The sequence below is a fragment of the Mycobacterium sp. SMC-4 genome (assembly GCF_050205565.1).
Taxonomy (GTDB): Bacteria; Actinomycetota; Actinomycetes; order Mycobacteriales; family Mycobacteriaceae; genus Mycobacterium.
In genome coordinates, this window is record NZ_JBNMQU010000014.1 from 150,297 (window position 1) to 174,796 (window position 24,500).

The window sequence follows — 24,500 nt, forward strand, 5'->3', positions numbered from 1 at the left end:
CGTGGACCCGGAGGACACGATCATCGACCGCGGTGCCGGCCATCCCGACCGCCTGCAGCGGTTGTGGACACCGCACCGGATGAGCTACATCGCCGACGCCGTCAAGGGCGGCTCGGCGGCCTCGTCGGAGCCGTTCACCGACATCCCCAACATGTCCGACGAGGACGGATTGGTGGTTGCCCGCGGCGAGCTCGTCTACGCGGTGCTCAACCTCTACCCGTACAACCCGGGCCATCTGATGGTGGTGCCGTACCGGCGCGTGGCCGAACTCGAGGAGCTCACGAAGCCGGAGAGCGCCGAGCTGATGGCGTTCGCCCAGAAAGCGATCCGCGTCATGAAGGCCGTGTCGCGCCCGCACGGCTTCAACGTCGGACTGAACCTGGGCACCTCGGCCGGTGGCTCGCTCTCGGAACACCTGCACATGCACGTGGTGCCCCGGTGGGGTGGCGACGCCAACTTCATCACCGTCATCGGCGACTCGAAGGTGATCCCGCAGTTGCTGCGCGACACCCGCGCGCTGCTGGCCGCCGAGTGGGAAAAACAGCCGTGAGTGACTTCTACCTCCTGACGCGTGCGGCTTACACGAAGCTGTCGCGTCCGGTGGCAAGAGGGGCTCTGCGGATCGGGCTGACACCCGACAGCGTCACGATCCTGGGCACTGCCGGGTCGGTGGTGGCCGCGCTGATCCTGTTCCCGATGGGGCAGCTGTGGTGGGGTGCGGTGGCCGTGTGGTTCTTCGTCCTCGCCGACATGCTCGACGGCGCGATGGCCCGGGAACGCGGCGGCGGCACCCGCTTCGGCGCGGTGCTGGATGCGACCTGCGACCGTGTCAGCGACGGCGCGGTGTTCTGCGGGTTGCTGTGGTGGGCGGCGTTCGGACTGCACAGCCCCGAGCTGGTGGTCGCCACGATGATCTGTCTGGTGTCCTCGCAGGTGATCTCCTACATCAAGGCGCGCGCGGAGGCCAGCGGCCTGTCCGGTGACGGGGGACTGATCGAACGCCCGGAACGGCTGATCATCGTGCTCGTCGGCGCCGGGCTCTCGGACTTCCCGCTCGCTGGGCTGCCGTGGCTGCTCGACGTCGCGATGTGGGTGCTCGCGGTGACCAGCGTCATCACCATCGGCCAACGCCTGCACAGTGTGCGTGCCTCGGCCGGGGCGATGGACCGTCTCCCGGGCCCCGACAACGCCGAGACACCGGACCAATGAGCGGCCGGCCCGACCGCGGCGGACTGCTGGCGATCCCGTCGGCGGTCGGGGCGCAGCTCACCGACTGGGGTTACGCATCCGGGTGGCGTCTGGTGCGGGCTGCCCCGGAGATCGTGGCGCGCAACGCATTCGACGCCGGCGCGCGCTACGCCGCCCGCAACGGCGGGCCCGAGCAACTGCGCAAGAACCTGGCGCGGGTCATCGGCGTCGCCGCCCCTGATGTCCCCGAGGAACTGATGCGCGCGTCGCTGGCCTCCTACGCGCGGTACTGGCGGGAGGCGTTCCGCCTGCCGTCGATGGACCACGCCGAGCTGGGCCGCAAGCTCAGCGTCGACAACGTCGAGATGCTGTGGTCGGCCCTGCAACAGGGACGCGGAGCAGTGATGGCCTTGCCGCACAGCGGCAACTGGGACATGGCCGGGGTGTGGTTGGTGCAGAACCACGGCAGCTTCGCCACGGTCGCCGAGCGCCTCAAACCCGAATCGCTGTACCACCGCTTCCTGGCCTACCGCGAGTCCTTGGGATTCGAGGTGGTGCCGCTGTCCGGCGGCGAGCGGCCACCGTTCGACGTCCTGCGGGACCGCCTGTTGAACAACGGGGTGGTCTGCCTGATGGCCGACCGGGACCTGACCCGCACCGGGGTGCAGGTGGACTTCTTCGGCGAACCCAGCCGCCTGCCCGCCGGCCCGGCCAAGCTCGCGTTGGCCACCGGTGCGGCGCTGTTTCCGGTGCACTGCTGGTTCGAGCCCGACAACTGGGGCATGGCGGTCTATCCCGAGCTGGACACCAGCAGCGGCGACGTCACGGCGATCACCCAGGCGCTCGCCGACCGCTTCGCGCAGAACATCGCCGAACACCCGGCGGACTGGCACATGATGCAGCCGCAGTGGCTGGCCGACCTGTCGCAGGAACGTCGGGCCCGTCTGGAGGCGACCTGATGCGCATCGGAATGGTCTGCCCCTATTCGTTCGACGTGCCCGGCGGCGTGCAGTCGCACGTACTGCAGCTGGCCGAGGTGATGCATGCCCGCGGCCACGAGGTCAGCGTGTTGGCGCCGGCGTCACCCGAGGCCGCGGCGACTCTGCCCGACTACGTCGTCTCCGGGGGCAAGGCGGTGCCGATCCCGTACAACGGGTCGGTGGCACGTCTGCGCTTCGGCCCGGTGACCCACCGCCTGGTCAAGAAGTGGCTGCGCGACGGCCAGTTCGATGTGCTGCATCTGCACGAGCCCAATGCGCCGAGCCTGTCGATGCTGGCGCTCAACATCGCCGCGGGTCCCATCGTCGCCACCTTCCACACGTCGACGACGAAGTCGTTGACCCTGTCGGTGTTCGAGCCGATCCTGCGCCCGATGCACGAGAAGATCGTCGGCCGCATCGCCGTGTCGGACCTGGCGCGGCGCTGGCAGATGGAGGCGTTGGGCAGTGACGCCGTCGAAATCCCCAACGGGGTCGATGTCGGGTTCTTCGCCTCGGCGCCCCGTCTCGAGGGCTACCCGCGTGCCGGGAAGACGGTGCTGTTCCTCGGTCGTTTCGACGAACCTCGCAAAGGCATGGCGGTGCTGCTGGGCGCGCTACCCGCGCTGGCGGCGCGCTTCGGTGACGTCGAGATCCTCGTCGTCGGCCGCGGCGACGAGGACGAACTGCGCGAGCAGGCCGGTTCTCTGGCCAAGCACCTGCGCTTCCTCGGCCAGGTCGACGACCGCCTCAAGGCGTCGGCGATGCGCAGCGCCGACGTCTACTGCGCTCCCAACACCGGTGGGGAGAGCTTCGGCATCGTGCTGGTGGAAGCGATGGCCGCCGGCACCGCCGTGGTGGCCGCCGACCTGGACGCGTTCCGGCGGGTGCTGCGCGACGGCGACGCCGGCCGCCTGGTCCCGGTGGACGACGCGCCCGCGTTGGCCGCCGCGCTGATCGACGTGCTGTCCGACGACGCGACCCGCACCCAGTACATCGAGTGCGGCACCGAGACGGTCGCCCGCTACGACTGGCCGGTGGTGGCCGGCCAGATCCTCAGGGTTTACGAAACCGTCGCCGGAGCCGGAGTGAAAGTCCAGGTCGCGTCGTGATCTCGTGGGCGACGGCGGTCGTCGTCGTCGCGCTGGTCCTGCTGGTCGTGCTCGTCGCGATCTGGGCCTATCAGACCGCGCACCGGTTGGACCGGCTCCACGTGCGCTACGACCTGTCCTGGCAGGCGCTCGACGGTGCGCTGGCCCGCCGCGCGGTGGTGGCCCGGGCGGTGGCCGCCGACGCTTACGGTGCCGGACCCGACGGCAGGCGGCTGGCCGCGCTGGCCGATGCTGCCGAACGCGCGCCCCGATCCCAGCGTGAAGCCGCCGAGAACGAGCTGTCAGCCGCGCTGGACCGGGTCGACCCGTCTTCGATCCCGCGCGCGCTGGTCGCCGAACTGGCCGACGCCGAAGCGCGGGTGCTGTTGGCCCGCCGCTTCCACAACGATGCCGTGCGCGACACTCTCGCGCTGCGCGAGAGGCGTCCGGTGCGGTGGCTGAGGCTGGGTGGAACGGCCGCTCTGCCAACCTATTTCGAGATCGCCGAAGGTGGTGAACGGTCGACCCGCGAGGCGGTGCCGGCGGCTCGCCGCACGTCGGCGCGTGTCGTGTTGCTCGACGAGCACGGGGCGGTGCTGCTGCTGTGCGGCTCCGACCCGGCGTCGACCGCGTCACCCAAGCCCCGGTGGTGGTTCACCATCGGGGGCGCCGCCCAAGAGGGGGAGTCGCTGGCCGCCAGCGCGGCCCGCGAGCTCGAGGAAGAGACCGGGCTACGAGTGTTGCCCGACAACCTGATCGGCCCGGTGTGGCGCCGCGACGCCGTCATCAATTTCAACGGTGCGGTGCTGCGCAGCGAAGAGATGTACTTCGTTTACCGGGTCGCGCGCTTCGAACCCTCCGATGCCGGCCGCACCGGGCTGGAGCGGACCTACATTCATGCCCACCGCTGGTGTGATGCGACAATGATCGAAGAATTGGTCGCCAACGGTGAGGCCGTCTACCCGCTGCAGCTGGGCGAGCTCCTCGACGAGGCGAACGCGCTGGCCGACGCGCCGGACGCACTGTCGCAGCGGCCGCTGCAATCGATCCGCTGACGCGGAAAAGCCCGGATTTGCGGCCCTCACTAAACTGAATCGATAGCTATTGAAGGAGTAATGCTGTGGAAACCGAAGGGCTCGGCGCCCAGTCCTCGTCTGCCGCCAGCGGGCCTGCCCGTGGCACTGCGCGGGTGAAGCGCGGAATGGCGGAAATGCTCAAGGGCGGCGTGATCATGGACGTGGTCACCCCGGAGCAGGCCCGCATCGCCGAGGGTGCCGGTGCGGTTGCGGTGATGGCGCTCGAGCGGGTGCCCGCCGACATCCGCGCTCAGGGCGGGGTGTCGCGGATGAGCGACCCCGACATGATCGAGGGCATCATCGACGCGGTCACCATCCCGGTGATGGCCAAGGTGCGCATCGGCCACTTCGTGGAGGCACAGATCCTGCAGAGCCTCGGTGTCGACTACATCGACGAGTCCGAGGTGCTCACTCCCGCCGACTACACCAACCACATCGACAAGTGGCGCTTCACCGTCCCCTTCGTGTGCGGGGCCACCAACCTCGGTGAGGCATTGCGCCGAATCACCGAAGGTGCGGCGATGATCCGCTCCAAGGGCGAGGCCGGCACCGGCGATGTCTCCAACGCCACCACCCACATGCGCAAGATCGGCGGCGAGATCCGCCGGTTGACGTCGCTGAGCGAAGACGAGCTCTACGTCGCCGCCAAGGAACTGCAGGCGCCCTACGATCTGGTGGTCGAGGTGGCCCGCGCAGGCAAGTTGCCGGTGACGCTGTTCACCGCCGGCGGCATCGCGACTCCGGCCGACGCGGCGATGATGATGCAACTGGGCGCCGAGGGCGTGTTCGTCGGCTCCGGCATCTTCAAGTCCGGCAACCCGGCCGAACGGGCCGCCGCCATCGTGAAAGCCACCACGTTCTACGACGATCCCGACGTGCTGGCCAAGGTGTCCCGCGGGTTGGGCGAGGCGATGGTCGGCATCAACGTCGACGACATCCCGGTCCCGCACCGTCTCGCCGAGCGCGGCTGGTAGCCCCTCCCAGATGGCGATCGAAGAGATCCTCGATCTGGAGCAGATCGAGGTCAACATCTACCGCGGTGGTGTGTTCAGTCCCGAATCCGGTTTCCTGCAACGCACTTTCGGTGGCCACGTCGCCGGGCAGTCGCTGGTGTCAGCCGTGCGCACGGTGGATCCGAAGTTTGTGGTGCATTCGCTGCACGGCTACTTCCTGCGGGCCGGCGACGCGCGGTCGCCGTCGGTGTACACCGTCGAGAGGATCCGCGACGGCGGGTCGTTCTGCACCCGCCGGGTCAGCGCGATTCAGCACGGCGAGACCATCTTCTCGATGTCGGCGTCGTTCCAGACCGACCAGAGCGGCATCGAACACCAGGACGCGATGCCGCCGGCGCCGCCGCCGGACGACATTCCCGACTTCAAGTCCTCGAGCAGAGTGTTCGACGACGCGAGCTTCCGCCAGTTCGACGAGTGGGACGTGCGCATCGTGCCGCGCGACCAGCTGACCAAGCGTGAGGGCAAGGCCTCGCAGCAGCAGGTGTGGTTCCGGCACCGCGATCCGCTGCCTGATGACCACGTCCTGCACATCTGCGCGTTGGCCTACATGAGCGATCTGACGCTGCTGGGCTCGGCCCAGGTCAACCACATCGAGGAACGCAAGCACCTGATGGTGGCGTCCCTGGATCACGCGATGTGGTTCATGCGGCCGTTCCGCGCTGACGAATGGCTGCTCTACGACCAGTCCTCCCCGTCTGCCTGCGGTGGGCGGTCCCTGACGCAGGGCAAGATCTTCAACCGGTACGGGGAGATGGTGGCGGCGGTCATGCAAGAAGGGCTCACCCGCTACCCGCGCGACTTCGCTCGCGGCCGCGAGTGAGTCCCCGCGTCGGGGTGCTCGCGCTGCAGGGCGACACCCGGGAACACCTGCAGGCCTTGCAGGCCGCCGGAGCCCAAGCGGTCACCGTACGACGGACCGAGGAGTTGAACGCGGTTGACGCACTGGTGATTCCAGGTGGTGAAAGCACCACTATGAGCCATCTGCTCCGTGAGTTCGACCTGCTCGAACCGCTTCAGAAGCGCCTCGCCGACGGGATGCCCGCCTACGGGTCGTGCGCCGGAATGATCCTGCTGGCCGGGGAGATTCTGGATGCCGGGGTGCCTGGGCGCGAGGCGCTGCCGCTGGGCGGCATCGATATCACGGTGCGGCGCAATGCCTTCGGCCGCCAGGTGGATTCCTTCGAGGAGGACCTGGAGTTCGCCGGGATCGACGGGCGGGTGCACGCGGTGTTCATCCGGGCGCCCTGGGTGGAACGGGTCGGACCGGAGGTCGAGGTGCTGGCCACCGCTGCCGGTCATCCTGTCGCGGTACGGCAGGGTCAGATGATGGCGACGTCGTTCCATCCGGAGGTGACCGGTGACCGCCGGGTGCACGCGATGTTCGTCGACTCGCTACGTACGGGGTGAGCGCAGGCCCAGGGTGCGCCGGCCTGCGGTGATCAACTCGTCCCGCAGTCGGGTGGGGTCGTCGCCGCCGTCGGGGTAGTCCACGCCGACGGCAGCGGAGATCCCGGCCATCACGATCGCGGCCCTGACTTGACCGCCCATGCCCGGTTCGACCCGGGTGAGCAACTCCATCTGCTGCGCGACGATCGCACCCCACGCGGGTCGCGTGCGCAGCAGTTCGCCGACGCTGGGATCCCCGGTCAGGATCGGAATCAGCGTGCGGTTGGCCACTGCGAGCGCCGCGAACCCGCTCAGCATGGTTTCGGCCTGCGCCCGCGCCCCGCGCTGGGAACCGGCGCTCTCGACGAGCTGTGCCAGCTCGGCGATGACCGGCTCCACGATGGCTTCCAGCAACTCGTCACGAGTGCGGAAATGATGGTAGATGGCGGATTTCGTGAGTCCGAGCTCATCGGAGATCATCTGCAGAGACGTCCCCGCGACGCCATGGCGCCGGAACAGCTCGATGGCGACGTCGATGAGTCGCGCTCGCGTGGTGCCGCTCACAGCCGCACCCTCCGCATAGACCATCTAACAATCGGCGATCCGCTGACCATTCGTACAGTTTATCGCTGTACGATCGGTCGGTAACTGGCTGTACGTTTGGTCAGTTTTCGGACTACCCAGCCCCATTCAGGAGTGGACTTGACCAGCAGTGCCCTCGATTCCACCGATTTCTCCTCCACCGATTTCCGCTCCACCAACTTCTTCCACGACCCCGCGCTGGTCGCAGATCCGTATGCGTTTCTGCGCCGGATGCGCGAGACCAGCCCGGTGCTGCGCGAACCGAACCAGGGCGTGCTGGTGGTCACCGGATACGAGGAAGCGCTCGCGGTGCTCGGTGACCACGAGTCGTTCTCTTCCTGCAACACCGTCACCGGTCCGTTCCCCGGATTCCCGGTACCACTCGAGGGCCTCGACGAGGCTGCAGTCCGCGCGCTGATCGATGAGCGCCGCGCGGAACTTCCGTTCAGCGACCAGCTGCCGTCGTTCGATCCACCCACCCATACCGCGCACCGGTCTCTGTTGTCGCGCCTGATCACTCCGAAGCGGTTGAAGCAGAACGAGGAATTCCTCGAGCGCCTGGTCGATCAGGTCCTGACGCCGTACCTGGCCAACGGAGGCGGCGAATTCATCCGCGAGGTCGGCAACCCGGTCGCACTGCTGGTGATCGCGGACCTGCTCGGCGTGCCCGAGGAGGACCGCGCCGAACTCGCCGGTGTCCTGACCGGGGAGATCGCGCTCGGCAGCACCGAGGGTGCGCAGATGTCGCATACCCCGCTGGAATACCTCTACGGCCGGTTCTCCGATTACATCGCCGACCGCCGCGCACACCCGCGCGAGGACATTCTGACCGAGATGGCGCAGGCGACGTTCCCCGACGGCAGCCTGCCCGAGGTCATCGACGTGGTCCGGGTGGCTGCCAACCTCTTCTCGGCCGGGCAGGAGACCACGGTCCGGCTGCTGTCCTCGGCGATGATGATCTTGGCCGAGGACCGCGATCTGCAGAACACCCTGCGCCGCAGCCCGGAACTGGTGCCCAACTTCATCGAGGAGGCGCTGCGGTTCGAGAGCCCGATTCGCGGCGACTTCCGACTGGCCCGCGCGGCGACGACCGTCGGCGGCGTCGACATCCCCGTCGGCGCCACGGTGATGGTGAACTACGGTGCGGCCAACCGGGACCCCCGCGTCTTCGAGAACCCCGACGTCTTCGATCTCGAGCGTCCGAATGCCCGGCGGCACATCGCCTTCGGGCGCGGCATCCACAGCTGCATCGGCGCGCCGCTGGCCCGGACCGAAGGCCGGGTGGTGATCCAGCGACTGCTCGAGCGCACCAGCACCATCGGCGTCGACGAGAGCAGGCATGGCGCCGTCGGGAGCCGCCGCTACGACTACGTCCCGACCTTCATCCTGCGCGGACTGACCGACCTGCACCTGGAGGTCGCCCCGTGAGAGTCCGCGTCGACGACGACTCCTGCGCCGGTCACGGCGTCTGTGTGGCGCTGTGCCCGGAGGTGTTCACGCTGACCGATGACGGCTACGCGCAAGCCGTCGACGACGATGTCGACCCCACACTGCAGGGCGCTGTCACCGAAGCGATCGACGGCTGCCCGGAGCGGGCCATTTTCACCGACCACCCGAACGACACGAAAGAGCAACGATGACACTTGATTTCGCGCACAAGGAACGCACGGCCTTCGACCTGTCCGGCAAGGTCGTGGTCATCGTCGGTGGCGGCCAGATGCCCGGTGACAAGATCGGCAACGGACGCGCCACCGCGGTCGTCGCCGCTAGGCACGGAGCCGAAGTGGTGGCCGTGGATCTGAACCTCGGTGCCGCGCAGGAAACCGTCGACATGATCGCCGCTGAGGGTGGCACCGCCTACGCGGTGCAGGCAGATGTGGCCGAAAAAGACGACTGTCAACGCATTTTCGACACTGTGATCCAGCGCAGCGGGCGCGTGGACGGCATGGTCTACAGCGTCGCGATCAATCCGCCGTTCGACTTGGAAACCAACTCGATGACGGTGGAGGCCTTCAACCACGGCATCAACGTCAACATGCTCGGCTGCTTCCACTGCAACCTGTTCGCCGCACAGTGCATGGAGAAGAACGAAGGGACCAGTACCGGCAGCATCGTCAACTTCTCGTCGATCGCCAGCGTGAAGAACGAGATCGGACTGAACATGGGAATCATGCCCTACGCGTTGGGCAAGTGCGGCTTGAACTACATCACCGAGCTGACGGCGGTGCAGTACGCCGAGGCCGGTATCCGGGCCAACACCCTGATGCTGGGGCCCATCGACTCCACCCTGGGCAACCACGACTCCCAGGAGCTGTTCGGTTTCGATCCCGACGAGGTCGACGCAGCGTACAAGGAGGTCGTGAAACTGAAGATGGGCCGGGCCAGCAGCTGGGAGACCGCGTACGCCGCGCTCTATCTGCTCGCCGACGAGTCCCGGTTCATGACCGGTCAGCAGATCCGTCTGGACGGGGGAGCGACCGTAGTGCGCTGAGTGCGGGTCAGCGCAGCGGCAGCCCGGTGATCGCGCGGGCCATCACCAGTCGCTGGATCTCGCTGGTGCCCTCGAAGATCGTGAAGATCTTGGCGTCGCGGTGCATCCGCTCCACGGGGTACTCGCGGGTGTAACCGTTGCCGCCGAGGATCTGGATGGCCTCGTCGGTGACGTACACCGCGGTCTCGCTGGCCACCAGCTTGGCCATCGAACCCTCGGCCGACTCGAAGGCCTTGCCGTTGCGGGCCATCCAGCCGGCCCGGTACACCAGCAGTCGCGCCGCGTCGATGCGTGCCTTCATGTCGGCGAGCTTGAACGCGACTGCCTGGAACTCGCCGATCTTGCGGCCGAATTGCTCACGCTCGCAGGCGTAATCGCGGGCGTACTCGTATGCTGCGCGTGCCACGCCGACCGCCATCGCTCCGACGGTGGGGCGGGTGCGTTCGAACGTCGCCAGTGCGGCCTGGCCGGCGGCCTTCTTGCCTTCGCGCACCTTGGCGATACGCGCGTCGAACTTCTCCTTGCCGCCGACGATGAGCCGTCCGGGGATGCGCACCTCGTCGAGCACCACCTCGGCGGTGTGGGAGGCGCGGATGCCGTGCTTGAGGAACTTCTGTCCCTGGCGCAGGCCCTTGGTGCCCGGCGGGATGATGAACGACGCCTGCCCGCGGGTGCCGAGCTCGGGGTGCACCGACGCGACCACCACGTGCACCTCGGCGATGCCGCCGTTGGTGGCCCAGGTCTTGGTGCCGTTGAGCACCCACTCGTCGGTGGCCTCGTCGTAGCGTGCCCGCGTCAGGATCGCGCCGACGTCGGAACCGGCGTTGGGTTCAGACGAACAGAATGCGGCGACCTTGGGGTCGTCGACGCTGCCGAACATCTGCGGGACCCACTCGCCGATCTGCTCCGGGGTGCCGTTGGCGGCCAGCGATGCCGCCGCCAGCCCGGTGCCCAGGATCGCCAGCGCGATGCCTGCGTCGCCCCAGAACATCTCCTCGAACGCGACGATCATCCCCAGGCCGGTGGGTTCGGCCGCTTGCTCGGCGAAGAACTCCATGGAGTAGAGGCCGATTTTGGCGGCTTCGGCGATGATCGGCCACGGCGTCTCTTCCCGCTCGTCCCACTCGGCGGCGGCCGGACGCACCACGTCGGCGGCGAACTCGTGCACCCATTTCTGGACGTCGAGCAGGTCGGAGGACAGCTCCAGGGAGAACGTCATGCGTCGATCTTACTGCGGAGTAAGATCGGACGCGCCCACTGTGGTGCACTTAACAGTGCGCCCGTGTTGTCCCATGTGGTGGGCCTCGAGCCCGGGCCACCGTAAACTGGGCAATCGACTCTGATGTCGGCGAAAGAGGTAGTACCTGCATGAGCGGCCATTCCAAGTGGGCCACCACCAAGCACAAGAAGGCCGTGATCGACGCGCGTCGCGGCAAGAACTTCGCCAAACTCATCAAGAACATCGAGGTGGCGGCCCGGACGGGTGGCGGTGACCCCGGCGGAAACCCGACGTTGTACGACGCCATCCAGAAGGCCAAGAAGAGTTCGGTCCCCAACGACAACATCGAGCGCGCCCGCAAGCGCGGCGCAGGTGAAGAGGCCGGCGGCGCCGACTGGCAGCCCATCACCTACGAGGGGTACGGGCCGAACGGCGTCGCGATTCTCGTGGAGTGCCTCACCGACAACAAGAACCGCGCCGCCGGTGAGGTACGGGTGGCCATGACCCGCAACGGTGGCAGCATGGCCGACCCCGGTTCGGTCGCCTACCTGTTCTCCCGCAAGGGCGTCGTGACGCTGGAGAAGAACGATCTGACCGAGGACGACGTGCTCGCCGCGGTGCTCGACGCGGGCGCCGAGGATGTCAACGACCTGGGCGACAGCTTCGAGATCCTCTCCGAACCCACCGATCTGGTGGCGGTGCGCACCGCACTGCAGGACGCCGGCATCGACTACGAGTCGGCCGAGGCCAGCTTCCAGCCGTCGGTCACCGTGCCGCTGGACGCCGAGGGCGCGCGCAAGGTGATGAAACTGGTCGACGCGCTCGAAGACAGCGACGACGTGCAGGACGTCTACACCAACGCCGACATCCCCGACGAGATCCTCGCCCAGATCGAGGAGTAGTCCGCCCGGCTCATGCCGCGGGCATGAACGACAGTTCGGTGCACTCGGCGAGCATCGCCGCCAGGCCGGCGCGCGTCTCGTCGTCGGTGACCCCGCCCAGCCGCGTGATCGCGCGCTCTGCGACGCCGACCAGATCGGCGATGTGCCGACGGACGTGATCGACCGCCCCGCAGGACAGCACGATCTCTCGCGCCCGAGCGACGTCCCGCTCTCCGGCAGTCGCCCGGCCGACGATCCCGGTCAACGTCTCGACTTCCGGCGCACCGGCCCGGTCCAGGGTGACGCCGAGCAGCTCCGTCGGTTTCCCCGAGCGGATGTCGTCGCCGCCCTGTTTACCGCTGCTGTCGGTGGTCCCGAAAAGATCAGCGAGGTCGTCACGCAGCTGGAACGCCTGCCCCACGGCGGCGGCGTACTCGTGCACGATCGCGGCGGTCGCCTGCGTCGCACCACCGGCCACCAGTAGCCCCAGCTCCATCGGACGCTCGACGGTGTACACGCTGGTCTTGTAGCGCAGGATCTTCTCGGCCGTATCGGCGCGGTAGTCACGCCCGGCCTGCGCGCGCAGCTCCAGCATCTGCCCGGCGAGCACCTCCCGCCGCATACTCCGGAACGCTCCCCTCAGGCGCGCGGCGTCGCCCTGCAACTCGGCGACCGCGGCGTCGAACGTGTCGTGGGCGGTCGACCACAACAGGTCGCCGACGAGCAACGCCATGTGATCACCGAACTCCCGCGAGTCGCCCCACCCGCCGTCGGCGCGGTGAGCGGCCGCCAGCTCCGCCCGCACCGACGGCCGGCCACGGCGGATCTCCGAGGAGTCGATGACGTCATCGTGGACCAGGATCGCCGCGTGCAGCAGCTCCAGCGCCGCGGCCACGCCCACCAACGCCTGCGAGACCGCACCGGGCTGCGAGCCGACGCGCCACGCCCAGTACGCGAACCGCGGCCGCAGACGCTTGCCACCGGACTGCACGGCGGAGTGACACAGCGCCGCGACGCCGCCGAGGTTCTCGTCGACCCCCCGCAGCGGCTCGGCGACGTCATCGGTGACGGCGGACCGCAGGTGGTCTTCCAAGGCCGACAGGAACGTCGTCTGGTCGGTGTCGGGCACGAGTCCTCGCTCTCCGGTGCAGTGGCGTCGCCGCGAATGTACGGGGTGATGCGCGCTCTCTCACGACGAAGCGGCGGTGTGCGAGTCCGACGTTGTAGATACCTACAACCGCAAACCCGTTGACTGTGCATCCCCACGACAGTTGCCGAGTTGGCATGCCGCTCTTGGTGGAACGTGCACATACTTGCGTGTCTTGAGGGTAGCGAAAGGGACACCAAATGAGGCCCGTTAAGCAAAAAGACTCAGCGCCAAGAGAATTGAAGCGCGAGTTCTCTTTGTGGTCGGCGTTCGCGTTCGCATTCGCGTTCATCTCGCCGATCGTCGCGATGTACGGCATCTACGGGCTGTCGATCGCGACCGCGGGTCCCGGATTCTGGTGGACGTTCATCGTCGTCGGGATCGGGCAGTGCCTCGTGGCCCTAGCCTTCGGTGAACTGGTCTCGCGTTGGCCGTTCGAAGGTTCGATCTACCAGTGGACCAAGCGCCTGGCCGGCGAGGTCGTCGGGTGGATGGCGGGGTGGGTGCACATGTGGGCGCTCGTCATCATCATGGCCACGGTGGCCTACGGCGGCGCCGGCTTCCTGGCCCAGCTCATCGGCATCGAGAGCCCGACCGCTGTGCAGCAGAGCGTCGTGGCGCTGCTCATCCTGCTCGCCGGCACGGGGGCCAACATTCTCGGACGCGGATTCCTCAAGGCGCTGATGGGTGCGAGTATCGCCGCCGAGATCATCGCCTCGGTGGGGCTGAGCACCTATCTGCTGGTCTTCCATCGTCACCACGACTTCGGCGCCATCCTGCACGGCATCGACCTGACCAGCGGATGGTCCACGGCGTACCTGGTGGGTCCGTTCCTGGCCGCGCTCGCGTTCACCGGTTGGTCCATCCTCGGCTTCGAAAGCGCCGGCGCGATCGCCGAGGAAGTCAAGAACCCGCAACGCAGCGTGCCCAAGGCGATGCTGTTCGCCGTGGCGTTCATCGCGATCGTGATCGCCTACGCATCGCTGGCCGTGACCCTCGCGGTGCCCGACTTCGACCGGCTGACCTCCGGTGAGGAGGCCGACCCGGTGACCTACGTGCTGCGCAGCGCACTCGGTGAATCGGCCGTCAAACCGATCCTGTTCCTGTTCGTCATCGGCTTCCTGGCGAGCTTCCTGGCACTGCAGGCCACCGCATCACGGGTGATCTGGTCCTTCGCCCGGGATCGCGTGCTGCCGGGTTCGAAGGTGCTGGCCAAGCTGTCCAAGGCCGAGGCCCAGCCGGTCAACGCCATCCTGGTGACCACCGTCATCGGCGCCTTCGTCTACCTGATCTCAGCCACCGACATCTACTCGGTGCTGGTGACCTTCACCGCCGGCGGCTACTACATGGCGTTCCTGTTCCCGTTGGTGACCGGCCTGGTGGCCCGCGTGCGCGGCACCTGGGAGCCCGGCCCGTGGAACCTCGGCAGATTCGGCACCCCGGTCGCGGTGCTCGCGCTGCTGTGGGCCGGCTTCTCCTTCGTCAACATCGTCTGGCCGCGCACGGTGTCGGACACCTGGTACATCAACTGGGCGTTCTTCGTCGCGATGGGCGCGATCCTCGCGCTCGGCGCGGTCATCATCAGAGTGCGCAAGGTCGGCCGGCGCCCCCAGGAGGGCTCCGACGGCCCCGACGGGCCGCCTGAGCCGGTGGAGCAGACGCGGGCGGAACTCGTATGACGGAGCGCGTCGCCGTCGTCACCGGCGCCGGTAGCGGAATCGGGCTGGAGATCGCACAGATCCTGCAGACCGACGGCTGGCGGGTCGCCTCGATCTCGCGGGAACCCGCCCCGTCCATGGACAAATGGCTCATCGCCGATGTGGCCGAAGAGCGTGAGGTCAACGACGCGATCGCCGACATCGAGGCGGCACTCGGACCGATCGACGCGGCAGTGGTGTGCGCCGGCCACTACGAGGAGGTCCCCGCTCTGGAGATCTCGCAGGCGGCATGGGAACGGATGCTGCGGGTGCACGTAGGCGGGCTGGCTCATGTATGCCGCGCCGTGCTCCCGCAGATGCGCCGCCGCCGCCGCGGACGCATCGTCGGGATCGCCTCCGAACGCGCCATCGGCGGCGGCAGCAACGACGCGCATTACGCGGCGGCGAAAGCCGCCGCACTGAGCCTGTTGCGCAGCATCGCCGTGGAGGTCGCCGCCGACGGGGTGCTGGTCAACGCGGTCGCTCCCGGTCCCTGCGACACGCCGCTGCTCCCGCCCGATTCGTGGGAACGGGCCGAGGGATTCACCGAAGACCTGCCGGCGCGGCGCATCGCCCAACCCCGTGAGGTCGCCGAACTCGTGCAGGCGCTGCTGGAAGACGATCTCTTCCTGTGCGGAGAAGTGTTGTCGGTCAACAGCGGAACGGTCATCTGATGGAGGACACAGAACCGCGCCGCGTCTTCATCTCCGGGATCGACACCCGGCTGGGCGCCGCGGTGCGTCAGTACTTCACCGAGCGCGGCGCCGCCACCGACGGCACGCTCGCGAGCGCGGCGCACACCGACGGAGACGCGGTGCGGGCCGCCGTCGCGCGCGCCGTCGCGACGATGGGCGGCATCGATGCGCTGGTAGTCGCGCACGGGTTGCCCCAGGTGGCCGCGTTCGGCGACCAATCGATGCCGGACTTCTGGCGACACGTCGACACCACGCTGACCGGCAGCTTTCTCTACGCGCAGGCCGTCGCTGCCCACATGCGCGACGCCGGTTCCGCCGGCCGGATGGTGCTGACCACCTCCCGGTGGCACATCGGCGGCGACTGCCTGTCCGCCGTGGCCGCCGCCGCCGGCGGGATCGTCGCCCTGACCAAGACCCTGACCCGCGACTTCGGCGTCCACGGCATCGGGGTGAACGCGGTGGCGATCGGTGCGGTCGACTCGGAGTGGTCGATTTGCGATGTGGCAGGCGGAGTTTCGTACAAGGACACACCGATCGGGCGATGCGGGACAGTCGAGGAAGCGGCGCGCATCATCGGCTTGCTGTGCAGGCACCAACTCGGCGCCGCCGTCGGTCAAGTCGTCAACCTCGACGGTGGACTTTCCCGCAACCGGGTCTAGAAAGGCATTTGATGAACAACGACAACACTTCGTCGGCCGGCCGCCCGCCGATCATCGGCGTCGCCGATCCGCAGGTGCAGCCGCGGTACTCGGGCTGGACCACATTCGCGCGGCTGCCGCGGCTCGAGGACGTGGCGCACGCCGACGTCGTGGTGGTGGGTGTGCCCTTCGACAGCGCCGTCACCTATCGACCCGGAGCCCGCTTCGGCCCCAACGCGATTCGGCAGGGTTCGCGCCTGATCCGCGGCTACAACCCCGAATTGGACGTCAAGCCGTTCGAGGTCTGCCAGTTCGCCGACGCCGGAGACCTGGCGTGCAATCCGTTCGACATCGCGCAAGCCGTCGACCAGGTCGCCGGCCAACTGACCGACCTGCTGAGCAGGGGCACGAAGGCGGTGATCCTCGGCGGTGACCACTCGGTGGCGCTGCCGTCGCTGCGGGCCGCGCACAGTGTGCACGGGCCGATGGCGCTGGTGCACTTCGACGCCCATCTCGACACCTGGGACCAGTACTACGGCGCCGACATCACCCACGGCTCACCGTTCCGCCGGGCCTTCGAAGAGGGCCTGCTGCTCGACCGCAACATCCACGTCGGGGTGCGCGGATCGATCTACGACAAACAGGATCTGGTCGAGGACGCCAACTTCGGCTTCTCCGTGGTGACCTGCCGCGACATCGACACCCTGGGCGCCGCAGGGATCATCGAGAAGATCCGCACCCGCGTCGGCGACGCACCGGTGTACGTGTCGGTCGACATCGACGTCCTCGACCCGGCGCACGCCCCCGGCACGGGCACACCGGAGGCCGGCGGCATGTCCAGTCGCGAACTCCTCGAAGTCGTCCGCGGCCTGGACAGCGTGAGCCTGGTCGGCGTCGATGTCGTCGAAGTCTCACCGGCCTACGATCACGCCGAGATCACCGCCATCGCGGCAGCGAACGTCACCTGGGAGTTCTTGTCCGTCTTCGCACGAAAGGTACAACGATGACCGCTCCGATTCCCGCAGGACCGGTGGCCTGGCCGAACGGCAAGCGCTGCGCGGTGGCCTTCACATTCGACGTTGACGCCGAGTCTCCGCTGCTGACAACCGATCTCGCCTTCGCCGACCGTATGGGTGCGATGTCGCACCAGGCCTACGGCCCGCTGGTCGGAGTGCCGAGGCTGCTGGGCATCCTCGACGAGTTCAAGATCCCCGGCACCTTTTTCGTCCCCGGGTACACCGCCCACCGCCACCCTGACGCGATCCGCTCGATCGCCGAGGGCGGCCACGAGATCGCCCACCACGGCTACCTCCACGAATCGCTGGTCGGGGTGAACGAGGCCACCGAACGCGCGATCCTCGAACGCGGACTCGAAGCGCTCGACGAGATCACCGGGGTGCGGCCCACCGGTTACCGCGCCCCGATGTGGGAGATGAACTGGCACTCACCGAAGCTGCTGGCAGAGTTCGGGTTTCTCTACGACTCCACGCTGATGGACTCCGACCACCCGTACGAACTGGCTGTCGGCGACACCTCGCTGGTGGAGCTGCCGGTCAGCTGGGCGCTCGACGACTGGCAGCAGTACTGCTTCGTCCCCGACTTCTCGGGCACCGGTCTGATCGAGACGCCCGCCAAGGCCATCGAATTGTGGCGCAGCGAGCTGGCCGCCATGCGCGACGTCGGCGGCGCCTGGATCCTGACCAATCATCCGTTCCTGTCGGGACGACCGGGCCGGGCCGCCGCCCTGCGCCAGTTCATCGCCGAAGTCTGCGCCATGGACGACGTGTGGGTGGCGAGCATGTCCGAGATCGCCGAGTACGTCCGCGCCCAGCAGCTCACCCCTCGTGTCCTGACCCGTCCCGAACCGACCCCGGTCCCAGCCCGACCGTAAGGAGAACCGACAGTGAACCGCGAAGCCCTGACCCCGGACAAGTTGCGTGAGGCCTACCAGCACGTCTGGTTCGTCGTCGCCCGATCCCAGGACATCATCACCCCGCAGTCGGCCACGCTGCTCGACCAGAATCTGGTGGTGTTCCGCGACTCGACAGGCACCGCGCGCGTCACCGATCGGCGCTGTATCCACCGCGGTGGCAATCTGGCCGACGGAAAGGTGGTGGGGGACAACATCGCCTGCCCGTATCACGGGTGGCAATTCGACGGCGCGTCGGGCAACTGCGCCCGGATCCCGTCGCTTCCCGCCGACGGCCGGATCCCGCCCAAGGCGGCGATCAAGTCCTACCCCGCCATCGAGCGCTTCGGACACGTGTGGACGTGCCTCGGCGACCCGGTGTTCGACTTGCCCCACCCACCGGAGATCGCCGACCTCGACCTGGAATGGCGTGCAGCCGAACCGATCCACGCCGACTGCGGGTTCATGGCCGCCACCGAGAACTTCCGCGACATGGCGCACTTCCCGTTCGTGCACGAACCGTCGATGGGCGAAGTCGATCCGGTCGTGACCGACCTCGACGTCCGGCGCGACGGTCGGGAAGTCTGGGCGTCCTACTACTACGAACAGGTTCCCTCCGCGAAGTTCTCCGCGGTCGGCGACGCCTGGATGCACTACCATTCGTACGCGCCCGGAATCGCCACCATCCTCTACGATTTCGGCCCCGAGATCGGAAAGCGCTACCTCGTCGACTTCCCCTCGCCGGTCAGCTACGACAAGTGCATCATCTTCTGGGGTGTGGCCACCGACCGCGACTTCCGCGGCGGGACGGTCGACGAGATCCTGGCGACCGAAACCATGGTGTTCAACGAGGACACCCCGGTGCTCGAAGGGCTCGATCCCAAGGAGGTGCCGCTGGCCGGCCAGGCGTTCGAGGTGTCGGCGCCCGCCGACATCTACACGCTGAACTACCGCCGCGCCACGCAGTACGCGGTCCAGACCATCCAGGAAGCCCGCGGACTCGTCGAGGTTGTGGCCAGTAACGGTCACGTCCACGCGTGAGACTGCGCGTCACTCAATTACGTTGGGAAGCCGACGGCGTCGTCAGCGTCGTGCTGCGCAGCCCTGCCGGCGACCCGTTGCCCGCCTGGCAGCCCGGCGCGCACGTGGCGGTCACCCTCCCCTCGGGGCTGGTGCGGCAGTACTCGCTGTGCGGACCGGCAGACGATCCGTACAGCTACATGATCGCCGTCCTGCTCGTCGGGGACGGCCGCGGCGGCTCGCGGGAGATCCACGAGCGACTGCGCATCGGTGAGGTGCTCGATGTCGACGGCCCGAAGAACAACTTCTCGCTCGTCGACGCTTCGCGCTATCTCTTCCTGGCCGGGGGAGTCGGCATCACGCCGATCCTGGCGATGATCGAATCGCTTCGCTGCCAACAGGATCCGCCGCTGTGGCGGTTGCTGTACGGCGGCCGCAGCCGATCGGCGATGGCCTTCGCCGATCGGCTGTGCGCGATGGCCGGGGTCGAACTGGTGGCACAGGACGAGGCCGGCCTGCCAGACATCGCCGGCGCGCTGGCCGACAGTCCGGCCGGAACCGCGGTGTACTGCTGCGGGCCGCCGGCGATGATCGCCGCCGTCCAACAGGCGTGTGAACGGCGTCCCGAGATCCAGCTGCACATCGAGCGGTTCGCCGCTGCCGACGCCGAGGCGGTGTCGGTCGGCGGTGCGGCCTTCGACGTCGAACTGGCGCGCAGCGGGGTCACCGTCACGGTGCCCGAGGACAAGTCCGTTCTCGATGCCGTCCTCGAGGTCAATCCCGACGCCGCATACTCCTGCGCGGCCGGGTTCTGCGGCACCTGCGAGACCAAGGTGCTCGGCGGCGAGGTCGACCATCGTGACGAGTTGCTCAGTGAGGACGAACGGCAGGCCAACACGACCATGATGATCTGCGTGTCACGGTCGCGTGGAGGCAAACTCACACTCGACCTGTGAGGATGCAATCAGCCACCTAGACTCCGCAGCCATGACCGTTCGGGCGGCCGATCCCGTCGCAACTGCACCCCACGATGGCACCGTCAGCCTCGGCGAATTGCTGGCCGAACCGGATCTGCACGTCGACATCCTCACGCCGGTCGATGACCTCGACCGGCCGATCCGCTACGTCTATCCCACCGAACTGGCCGATCCCTCGCCGTATCTGTCCGGGGAGGAACTCATCCTCAGCGTCGGTGTGCCGGTGGCGGATCAACCCGACGAGGTGATCCGCCGCTATGTGACCACCCTGACCGACCGGGGCGTCGCGGCACTGCTGATCGGTCTGGGAGACGTCTTCGACGAATTGCCTGACGCGCTGGTGCGGACGTGCGCCGCCCACGACCTGCCGCTGCTGGTCCAGCGCGCCGCGGTCCCGTTCCGCCGCATCGTCGACTGGGTCGAGTCCCGTCGGGCGTCAGACCGCGAGGCCGATGCCCGGGAGCAGGAGCTCGGCGCCCTGCTGCGGTGGTTCGTCGCCGGCACGCTCGGCGTCGGCCCGGTCGAGTCCGCGCTGACCCGCTACGGGCTCGCCGGTGCGCCGGTGGCCGTGTGCGCCTTCCCCGCCGAGGTACACGCGCAGGTGCACGAGCTGGTGGACCGGCACAACGGAGCCGTGGCATCGCTCGACGACCGCATCGTCGCTTTGTGCCCGCACACCGCGGAGTTCAACGCTGACCTGGCCGCCTCGACTCTGGCGTGCGGTGTCGCGATAGGCGCGGACGCCCAATCGATGGCCTACGCCATCCCCGAAGCCCTCGAGGCGCTGCACGAGGCGGTGCGGTGGCGCCGCGCCGTCCACATCGACGAGATCACCACGCTCGACGGGCTGCTCGCCGCCGTTCCGAAAGTGCGCCTGGTCCCGTTCGTGCATCGCCTGCTGGTGCCGCTGGTGGACCACGACAAAGGCAACAACACCTACCTGGTGGCGTCGCTGGAGGCGTTCCTGGCTCCGGGCAACGACATCTCCTCGGCGGCCAATCAGCTCTACGTCCACGTCAACACCCTGCGCAACAGGCTGGCGAAGATCGCCGAACTGACCGGCGCCAACCCGCTCGACGAGACCGACCGGATCAACCTGCGGATCGCGCTGTGGGCCGCACGCAACATGGGCATGAGCGGCAACACCAGTAGCCGCGGCCCCTCGGCCTAGCAGAGTGCAAAGTCCTTTTCCTGCAACGGCATGTAGTCGTCTCCATCAGGCGGGCGCGTCTGCTGTCGGGTTCTCCAACTGCCGCGCGAACACACCCGCTGCTCGGTAATGTGAGCCTCGCCGGGTTGGTCAGCACAGTGAGGAAAAGCCTTGGTTTTCTACGTCTTTCGCTGCGAAACCGGGTGCGGCACAACGCGTCAGCGCCATCCGATGGATACCCGTCCGGATGTCGTGGAGTGTCCCGACTGCGGTGGTCCGGCCCGCCGGATGATGGCGGCGCCGCACCTGGGCGCCAAGGGGGGCGCGGCGATGGCGCTGCACGACGCGACACGGGCCACCGCCGACCGTCCCGCTGTCGTCAACGCACCGCCGCCGACGACGCGAGCACGCCCCGTCAGCACCAACCCACTGCACCGCAAGCTCCCGCGACCGTAAGGAGATCCCATGCCCGACATCGTCTTTCCGCTCGATTCCACCAAGAGGTTCACCGAGCAGGAAAAGCTCGGCCACAATCGGTGGCACCCCGACATCCCCGCGGCCGTCACGGTCAAGAAGGGGGACTCCTTCCGGGTGCACTGCCGGGAGTGGTTCGACGGCGCCATCGTCAACGACGACTCCGCCGAGGACATCCTCAACGCGCCGCTGACCACCGTGCACGTGCTGTCCGGTCCGATCGCCGTGGAGGGCGCCAAACCGGGCGATCTGCTGATCGTCGACATCCTCGACGTCGGCCCCATCCCGCAGGAGGACTCCGGCCCGCTGGCCGGCCAGGGCTGGGGGTACACCGGGATCTTCCCGACCCAGAACGGTGGCGGGTTCCTCACCGAACAGTTCCCCGACGCCTACAAGGCGGTTTGGGACTTCTCCGGCCAGAAGGCCACCTCGCGCCACGTTCCGCACGTCGAGTTCACCGGCATCGTGCATCCGGGCCTGATGGGGACCGCCCCGTCGAAGGACCTGCTGGCCCGCTGGAACACCCGCGAGGCGGCGCTGATCGCGACCGACCCCAACCGGGTGCCTCCGCTGGCGCTGCCGCCCGAGCCGCAGGACGCCATTCTCGGCGGGCTGACCGGAGATGCGTTCACCAAGGCCGCCGCCGAAGCGGCCCGCACCGCGCCGCCGCGGGAGAACGGCGGCAACCAGGACATCAAGAACCTGACCAAGGGCAGCCGGGTCTTCTATCCGGTGTTCGTCGACGGCGCGAACCTCTCCGTCGGTGACCTGCACTTCTCCCAGGGCGACGGCGAGATCACCTTCTGCGGTGCGATCGAGATGGGCGGGTTCATCGACCTGCGCGTCGACGTCATCCCCGGCGGCATGGAGACCTACGGGGTCACCGAGAACGCGATCTTCATGCCGGGCAACACCGACCCGCAGTACTCCGAGTGGCTGGCGTTCTCGGGTACGTCGGTCACCCTCGACGGCGAACAGCGATACCTCGATTCGCACCTGTCCTACCAGCGGGCGTGCCTGCACGCGATCGACTACCTCACGAAGTTCGGGTACAGCCCGGAGCAGGCCTACCTGCTGCTCGGCGCGGCACCCATCGAAGGCCGGCTCTCCGGTGTGGTCGACATCCCGAATGCCTGTGCCACGGTGTACATCCCGACCGCCATCTTCGACTTCCCGGTCAGCCCGTCGGCGGACGGGCCGGTCAGGATCGATCCGGGCATCGGGGCGCCGCGCGCGTCGTTCAGCTGAGCCGACGGCCGCCGGGCCCTAAGCTCACGACGTGCCGCACTTCAAGGACGCCGACGGGGTGAGATGGTCGGTGCGCCGCCATTGGATGCCGCTGCTGAACTATCTCGACATGGCGTCGTGGGGGACCAGCTGGTTCGGGGTGCTGATGTTCGTCATCGCCCTGCCGTTCCTGGTGGCGTGGCCGTTCTGGCTGCTGGCGAAACTGTTCGGCGTGCCGTGGAAGGTGGTGATCAAGCGCGCCGACGAGGAGATCGCGGTGGAGAAGGTCGCCGGTTGGCGGGCATCGGGCCGGCGGATCGAGGAGATCACCCACGGTGTACGCGTCTGCGGACGCGTGCCGGCGCCGGGGGAGCAGGTGCAGGAGCTGCGCCCATACACCTGAGGTGTGTCGTAGCTGAGGTGTGTCGTACCGACGGGCGGTCGGTCCTGCCCGCTACGCTATCGAACGAATGTTCTCGTCGAAGGGACTGGCGTGCGGGTGATGGGAGTCGATCCCGGGCTGACCAGATGCGGGTTGTCGGTGATCGAGAGCGGCCGCGGACGGCAGGTCATCGCGCTCGACGTCGACGTCGTTCGGACCCCGGCGGACCACCCGCTGGCACATCGGCTGCTGGCCATCAGCGACGCGGTCGAACACTGGCTGGACACCCACGCGCCGGACGTGATCGCCATCGAGCGGGTGTTCTCCAACCAGAACGCCAACACCGCGATGGGGACCGCGCAGGCCGGCGGGGTGGTCGCGCTGGCCGCCGCGCGCCGGGACATCGACGTCCACTTCCACACGCCCAGTGAGGTCAAGGCGGCGGTGACCGGCAACGGTCGCGCCGACAAAGCGCAGGTCACCGAGATGGTGACGAGAATCCTTGCGCTGCAACAAAAGCCAACCCCGGCCGACGCGGCCGACGCCCTGGCGCTGGCGATCTGTCACTGCTGGCGCGCCCCGATGATCGCCCGCATGGCGGCCGCGGAGGAGATGGCTGCCGAGCAGCGACGGAAGTATCGCGCCACCCTGAAGGCCGCGAAGGCCGCGGGCGCGGTCGGGAGTGCGACGTGATCGCCGCGGTCCGTGGCGAGGTGCTCGACATCGCGCTCGACCACGTCGTCGTCGAAGCCGCCGGCGTCGGCTACAAGGTGATGGCCACGCCCGCGACGTTGGCCACGCTGCGGCGCGGAGACGAGGCCCGGCTGATCACCGCGATGATCGTGCGCGAAGACTCCATGACGCTGTACGGCTTCGCGGACTCCGACGCCCGCGACCTGTTCCTCACGCTGCTGGGAGTGTCGGGCATCGGGCCGAGCATCGCTCTCGGTGCGCTCGCGATCTACGACGGACCCACGCTGCGGCAGGCGATCGGTGACGGCGATGTCACAGCACTGACCCGAATTCCCAAGGTGGGCAAGAAAACCGCCGAGCTGCTGGTGCTGACGTTGCGCGACAAGGTGGGCGTCACGGCCGCCGCGGGTGTCGCGTCGATCGACGCCCACGGGGTTCGCGGCCCGGTCGTCGAAGCACTCGTCGGCCTGGGGTTCGCGCTCAAGCAGGCCGAGGACGCCACCGACAAGGTGCTCGCCGAGCAGCCCGACGCCACCACGTCGACCGCGCTGCGGTCGGCGCTGTCGATGCTGGGGAAGAAGTAGCAC

The 24,500-nt window shown here is 68.1% G+C and carries 28 protein-coding genes; 25 read left to right on the plus strand and 3 right to left on the minus strand.

The window, feature by feature from the left end; genetic code table 11:
* The first annotated feature begins 1 nt into the window (after position 1).
* The 8 genes from ACQI46_RS22835 (at position 2) to pdxT (ending at position 6,752) form a co-directional block, all read left to right on the plus strand.
* A complete protein-coding gene (locus ACQI46_RS22835; protein ID WP_427096320.1) occupies positions 2-550 on the plus strand; it encodes an HIT family protein in 549 nt (182 codons plus the stop codon).
* On the plus strand, positions 547-1,209 hold the full coding sequence (gene pgsA, locus ACQI46_RS22840) for a phosphatidylinositol phosphate synthase (RefSeq protein WP_427096321.1): 663 nt from the start codon (positions 547-549) through the stop codon (positions 1,207-1,209). Before ACQI46_RS22835 ends, pgsA begins: the two co-directional genes overlap by 4 nt.
* Complete coding sequence (locus ACQI46_RS22845; RefSeq protein ID WP_427096322.1) at positions 1,206-2,147, plus strand: phosphatidylinositol mannoside acyltransferase; 942 nt, start codon at positions 1,206-1,208, stop codon at positions 2,145-2,147. Before pgsA ends, ACQI46_RS22845 begins: the two co-directional genes overlap by 4 nt.
* The gene (locus tag ACQI46_RS22850) at positions 2,147-3,277 is read left to right on the plus strand and encodes a glycosyltransferase family 4 protein (RefSeq protein ID WP_427096323.1); all 1,131 of its coding nucleotides are present in this window, start codon (positions 2,147-2,149) and stop codon (positions 3,275-3,277) included. Before ACQI46_RS22845 ends, ACQI46_RS22850 begins: the two co-directional genes overlap by 1 nt.
* Positions 3,274-4,311 carry an NUDIX hydrolase gene (locus ACQI46_RS22855; protein WP_427096324.1) on the plus strand — a complete coding sequence of 346 codons (1,038 nt, stop codon included), beginning with the start codon at positions 3,274-3,276 and terminating at the stop codon, positions 4,309-4,311. Before ACQI46_RS22850 ends, ACQI46_RS22855 begins: the two co-directional genes overlap by 4 nt.
* A gap of 65 nt (positions 4,312-4,376) precedes the next feature.
* Entirely contained in the window at positions 4,377-5,306 is a 930-nt protein-coding gene (gene pdxS / locus ACQI46_RS22860) for a pyridoxal 5'-phosphate synthase lyase subunit PdxS (protein ID WP_427096325.1), read from the plus strand.
* A gap of 10 nt (positions 5,307-5,316) precedes the next feature.
* A complete protein-coding gene (gene tesB / locus ACQI46_RS22865) occupies positions 5,317-6,165 on the plus strand; it encodes an acyl-CoA thioesterase II (RefSeq protein ID WP_427096326.1) in 849 nt (282 codons plus the stop codon).
* Entirely contained in the window at positions 6,162-6,752 is a 591-nt protein-coding gene (pdxT, locus tag ACQI46_RS22870; protein ID WP_427096327.1) for a pyridoxal 5'-phosphate synthase glutaminase subunit PdxT, read from the plus strand. The genes tesB and pdxT overlap by 4 nt, the downstream gene beginning before the upstream one ends.
* Here the strand turns inward: pdxT and ACQI46_RS22875 are convergent.
* A complete protein-coding gene (locus tag ACQI46_RS22875) occupies positions 6,738-7,319 on the minus strand; it encodes a TetR/AcrR family transcriptional regulator (protein WP_427096328.1) in 582 nt (193 codons plus the stop codon). The two genes, pdxT and ACQI46_RS22875, sit on opposite strands and share 15 nt — an antisense overlap.
* Positions 7,320-7,433: 114 nt before the next feature.
* Between ACQI46_RS22875 and ACQI46_RS22880 the strand changes: the two genes are divergently transcribed.
* From ACQI46_RS22880 to ACQI46_RS22890, 3 genes are read left to right on the plus strand one after another with little or no spacing between them, the layout of a single operon-like run.
* Positions 7,434-8,741, plus strand: coding sequence for a cytochrome P450 (locus ACQI46_RS22880; protein WP_427096329.1), 1,308 nt, complete (start codon positions 7,434-7,436; stop codon positions 8,739-8,741).
* The gene (locus ACQI46_RS22885; RefSeq protein WP_427096330.1) at positions 8,738-8,953 is read left to right on the plus strand and encodes a ferredoxin; all 216 of its coding nucleotides are present in this window, start codon (positions 8,738-8,740) and stop codon (positions 8,951-8,953) included. The genes ACQI46_RS22880 and ACQI46_RS22885 overlap by 4 nt, the downstream gene beginning before the upstream one ends.
* Complete coding sequence (locus ACQI46_RS22890) at positions 8,950-9,804, plus strand: SDR family NAD(P)-dependent oxidoreductase (protein ID WP_427096331.1); 855 nt, start codon at positions 8,950-8,952, stop codon at positions 9,802-9,804. The genes ACQI46_RS22885 and ACQI46_RS22890 overlap by 4 nt, the downstream gene beginning before the upstream one ends.
* Positions 9,805-9,811: 7 nt before the next feature.
* Here the strand turns inward: ACQI46_RS22890 and ACQI46_RS22895 are convergent, their stop codons facing one another.
* Positions 9,812-11,023, minus strand: a complete 1,212-nt coding sequence (locus tag ACQI46_RS22895; RefSeq protein ID WP_427096332.1) for an acyl-CoA dehydrogenase family protein — start codon at positions 11,021-11,023, stop codon at positions 9,812-9,814.
* A 149-nt stretch (positions 11,024-11,172) separates the two neighbouring features.
* On the opposite strand from ACQI46_RS22895, the gene ACQI46_RS22900 reads away from it, so the two are divergent.
* Complete coding sequence (locus ACQI46_RS22900) at positions 11,173-11,925, plus strand: YebC/PmpR family DNA-binding transcriptional regulator (RefSeq protein ID WP_427096333.1); 753 nt, start codon at positions 11,173-11,175, stop codon at positions 11,923-11,925.
* 10 nt (positions 11,926-11,935) lie between these two features.
* Here ACQI46_RS22900 and ACQI46_RS22905 read toward each other — a convergent pair whose 3' ends face one another.
* Positions 11,936-13,033 (minus strand): polyprenyl synthetase family protein, encoded by a 1,098-nt coding sequence (locus tag ACQI46_RS22905; RefSeq protein WP_427096334.1) that lies wholly within the window; start codon positions 13,031-13,033, stop codon positions 11,936-11,938.
* 257 nt (positions 13,034-13,290) lie between these two features.
* On the opposite strand from ACQI46_RS22905, the gene ACQI46_RS22910 reads away from it, so the two are divergent.
* The 13 genes from ACQI46_RS22910 to ruvA all read left to right on the plus strand — a co-directional run bounded on the left by ACQI46_RS22910 (position 13,291) and on the right by ruvA (position 24,497).
* Entirely contained in the window at positions 13,291-14,730 is a 1,440-nt protein-coding gene (locus ACQI46_RS22910; RefSeq protein ID WP_427096335.1) for an APC family permease, read from the plus strand.
* On the plus strand, positions 14,727-15,422 hold the full coding sequence (locus ACQI46_RS22915) for an SDR family NAD(P)-dependent oxidoreductase (protein ID WP_427096336.1): 696 nt from the start codon (positions 14,727-14,729) through the stop codon (positions 15,420-15,422). Before ACQI46_RS22910 ends, ACQI46_RS22915 begins: the two co-directional genes overlap by 4 nt.
* Positions 15,422-16,102, plus strand: a complete 681-nt coding sequence (locus tag ACQI46_RS22920) for an SDR family oxidoreductase (protein ID WP_427096337.1) — start codon at positions 15,422-15,424, stop codon at positions 16,100-16,102. Before ACQI46_RS22915 ends, ACQI46_RS22920 begins: the two co-directional genes overlap by 1 nt.
* An 11-nt stretch (positions 16,103-16,113) precedes the next feature.
* A complete protein-coding gene (gene speB, locus ACQI46_RS22925; protein WP_427096338.1) occupies positions 16,114-17,088 on the plus strand; it encodes an agmatinase in 975 nt (324 codons plus the stop codon).
* Entirely contained in the window at positions 17,085-17,972 is an 888-nt protein-coding gene (locus ACQI46_RS22930) for a polysaccharide deacetylase family protein (protein ID WP_427096339.1), read from the plus strand. Before speB ends, ACQI46_RS22930 begins: the two co-directional genes overlap by 4 nt.
* 12 nt (positions 17,973-17,984) lie before the next feature.
* Positions 17,985-19,031, plus strand: a complete 1,047-nt coding sequence (locus ACQI46_RS22935; RefSeq protein WP_427096340.1) for a Rieske 2Fe-2S domain-containing protein — start codon at positions 17,985-17,987, stop codon at positions 19,029-19,031.
* The gene (locus tag ACQI46_RS22940; RefSeq protein ID WP_427096341.1) at positions 19,028-19,966 is read left to right on the plus strand and encodes a PDR/VanB family oxidoreductase; all 939 of its coding nucleotides are present in this window, start codon (positions 19,028-19,030) and stop codon (positions 19,964-19,966) included. Before ACQI46_RS22935 ends, ACQI46_RS22940 begins: the two co-directional genes overlap by 4 nt.
* A 31-nt stretch (positions 19,967-19,997) precedes the next feature.
* Entirely contained in the window at positions 19,998-21,158 is a 1,161-nt protein-coding gene (locus tag ACQI46_RS22945) for a PucR family transcriptional regulator (protein WP_427096342.1), read from the plus strand.
* Between the two features lie 210 nt (positions 21,159-21,368).
* Positions 21,369-21,593 (plus strand): zinc ribbon domain-containing protein, encoded by a 225-nt coding sequence (locus ACQI46_RS22950; RefSeq protein WP_427096343.1) that lies wholly within the window; start codon positions 21,369-21,371, stop codon positions 21,591-21,593.
* A 9-nt stretch (positions 21,594-21,602) separates the two neighbouring features.
* Positions 21,603-22,859, plus strand: coding sequence for a formamidase (fmdA, locus tag ACQI46_RS22955; protein ID WP_427096344.1), 1,257 nt, complete (start codon positions 21,603-21,605; stop codon positions 22,857-22,859).
* A gap of 31 nt (positions 22,860-22,890) precedes the next feature.
* Complete coding sequence (locus tag ACQI46_RS22960; protein ID WP_427096345.1) at positions 22,891-23,241, plus strand: hypothetical protein; 351 nt, start codon at positions 22,891-22,893, stop codon at positions 23,239-23,241.
* 90 nt (positions 23,242-23,331) lie between these two features.
* Entirely contained in the window at positions 23,332-23,913 is a 582-nt protein-coding gene (ruvC, locus tag ACQI46_RS22965; RefSeq protein ID WP_427096346.1) for a crossover junction endodeoxyribonuclease RuvC, read from the plus strand.
* Entirely contained in the window at positions 23,910-24,497 is a 588-nt protein-coding gene (gene ruvA / locus ACQI46_RS22970) for a Holliday junction branch migration protein RuvA (protein WP_427096347.1), read from the plus strand. Before ruvC ends, ruvA begins: the two co-directional genes overlap by 4 nt.
* Positions 24,498-24,500 lie beyond the last annotated feature (3 nt).